Source organism: Indolivaga macrotermitis, assembly GCF_900128985.1.
Taxonomy (GTDB): Bacteria; Bacteroidota; Bacteroidia; order Bacteroidales; family Dysgonomonadaceae; genus Dysgonomonas_A; species Dysgonomonas_A macrotermitis.
In genome coordinates, this window is record NZ_FQUC01000036.1 from 1 (window position 1) to 2,798 (window position 2,798).

Here is a 2,798-nt window from a genome sequence, read left to right on the forward strand (position 1 = left end):
TTCCGGTTGAGAGAAGTAAGACAAGTCCATTGAGGAGCAGCCTCCGTACCCAGATTCTGCGAAATACATTTCAGGTCGGTATCATATACCAAAAGGCTGTGTGCCGGACTTGCTATAGCCGTTTTTTGCACAGTAGTCATCCGGGGAATAAGTAATCCTTTATCCCCACCGGTCACACCCTCCATATGGAGGACAGTACTCGCATCGGGCGAATCATTATTGATCCCTATCTGGGAGTACGAGTTCAAACTTGTCAATAGCACAACTATCGAAAGGAACGCTTTGTATAAATATCGAATTTTCATGAGGTCACTAATTAACGGTTAACGGCCTTTGTCGAAGCATTCAGCATGTCGTGACGTATCATCCGGTTGGTACGGAACGAACATTCGACAGCATTGACCGGAATTGTAATAGCACTTAATGCAGTATTATCGGCTCTGTAAGGAGTTACTGTAATAGTATAGTTGCCACCGGACGGATAGCTGTGCACCTGCTTGTAAGTAGTTACCCCCGAAGAAATAGCCTGCTCAGTTGCAGAAGAGCCATCGCCGTAATCCCAGACCAGCTTAACCGGATCAAGGGAAGTCCCTGCCAGGCTTACCTCTACTGCGTAATGGAAATCATTGCCGGCACACACAAATGACTTTGGCTCTTCGCCCGTCATGTCGAAAAAAGAAGCCATGAAAGTTGGTAATCCCGCAATAGGACGGTAATTGGCATAGAATACATTCTCAAATTCCAATAATTGTATCGAATTGATATCATCCGTTGGATCCGGTATTACAAACAGGGAGTACCGGCCATCCCTATTGCCACCCGATACAGTACCGTATATGCGTCCGTCGGACTGTAGCTGGATGTTTTCGCATACATTTCCTATCTTCCTCAAAGTAGTTTTGGGATTAGCCGCTGTTTTGAATGATTCGATATTAGCAGCCCATACGCCAAAAGCATATCTATCGAAGCTTCCGAAATCTTCATAGCCTAAACCATAATCATCCACTCCCCAAACAGAAAAAAATACATTTTTCGAGTCTATAGAAAATTCTACACCATAGTTGGCCCAAGGAGTATACGTGATATAACCGCTAACAGATTTCGGATTAGAAACTATACCGGTAGAAGCATCAAACTCCGCTACGCCATAAGACGACGCCGCATTCGATTCTTCGTCATCCCCCATATTCCATGCCAGATATTTACCATTGGGAGAGGTTTTCATATAGCCAAAGCGTCCTATTATTGAAGGAACAGTACTTGTTACAGGCGATGCAGATAACCCTTCGGAAGAAAGCAGTAATGCCACTATACTTCCTGTAGTACTATTATTATTATTTCGGTAAAGTATCCAATAATCTGTTTTATTGGAATGTCTTACTGCAGTTATCTGCTCCTGAACACCTTGAACCGGAAGGGCTACAGGTGTTTGTATCACTGTTCCATTCTGGTTGGAATCGAATTCGATTACAGCATAACTCCCTCCCCTGTAAAATCCAAAAACATAATAGCGGCCGGGATAACCGGGAGCCGGACATACTATACCCGATTGAGTAGATGTATTATTACCTCCTAAATTAGAAATCAACACATTTCCGGTTTTCCCGTATACGGTAGAACCATCCGAAGCCATTAATAGGTTTCCATTTTTGTCTGATATGGTAAAACACCCTTCGTCTGTTGTTAGAAAACCTGTTTCTAGTGTCGGCATTTCGTTTAAAGTGACCCCACCTGTCAATGCTGTCGACGTCAGGGTTTGGGTATTGATGAAATTAAGCCCTGCTTTTTTGCCAAAATGCCAGTGAGCAGTCTCTTTCTGAGCCAAGATATCCGGAATCAGTAATATCCCGAATACAAACAATATAATTATCTTTTTCATATTCATTATTTAACAACAAATATTATATTCATAAAAGTATCGTGCTCGGCCTCCCTCAGTATATCATAGTTTAGTACCCCCGCTGCATCCAGGCTGTTGATCTGCAGTACCGAGACATCATAGAAAGTAATATAATAATACAAATCGGAAGCATTACTAAAATAAGGTATGCTCGAAGGAGCACCGGTACTACTCACAGTCGGAGTACTGAACTGCTTTTTATATTCGTCGTACAAGTCTAAAGATTGATTGGTAACCACAGCCGAAGCGTCTATAGCAATCGAAGGCATATAGAACGAACCGGACTGAGTATCTCTACCCGAAAGGCATACCCATCCCGGGTTAGCAGCAGTACCCGCATTCTGTGAGATACATTTGAGCGTTGTATCATAAACGATCAATCCTTCGGCCGGATTAACCATCGCCACCCTCTGAGCCGAAGTCATCCGAGGAATAAGAATTCCCTTATCAGAGCTGACTATTTCCAGAGCAGCCGAAGTATTGGGCGTATCAGTGTTAATTCCCACCTGAGCCTTTAGAGACATTGTCCCTAAAAAGCATAGCATAAGTAAATAAATCTTTTTCATTCAGTTTAATTTGAAATTGTTGTTCTAGAGTCACTCAGACCCCTCTATCTTGATCCCGTAAATAAAAAATCTTTAAAATACAGCAAAGTGCAATCGCTGCACCTTGCTGCCCTATGTTGGTTTTACGCTCGTGGCAGTTGACAGGAGAGTATTCAAATACAATATTAAACACAATAAAACAACGTCTCTACACAACACAACTAGCCATACCAACATTTGTAGGAAAAAATATATCACATAATCAACCGGTCCACCTGAAAAACAAAGGAACACGATATTCAGTATTAAAAAAGAACCCCTTCACACCATAAAACAACCGATGTAACAGGCCT

At 42.2% G+C, this 2,798-nt stretch carries 3 protein-coding genes; all 3 read right to left on the minus strand.

Annotation, left to right across the window (positions count from 1 at the left end; all coding sequences use genetic code 11):
* Positions 1-305 (minus strand): hypothetical protein (locus tag BUC12_RS19925; protein ID WP_221407227.1); only part of this gene is annotated, 305 nt, incomplete at its 3' end.
* Between the two features lie 11 nt (positions 306-316).
* Positions 317-1,879 (minus strand): PKD domain-containing protein, encoded by a 1,563-nt coding sequence (locus BUC12_RS19570; RefSeq protein ID WP_139262135.1) that lies wholly within the window; start codon positions 1,877-1,879, stop codon positions 317-319.
* 5 nt (positions 1,880-1,884) lie between these two features.
* Entirely contained in the window at positions 1,885-2,466 is a 582-nt protein-coding gene (locus tag BUC12_RS19575; RefSeq protein ID WP_073357355.1) for a hypothetical protein, read from the minus strand.
* Between the last annotated feature and the right edge of the window lie 332 nt (positions 2,467-2,798).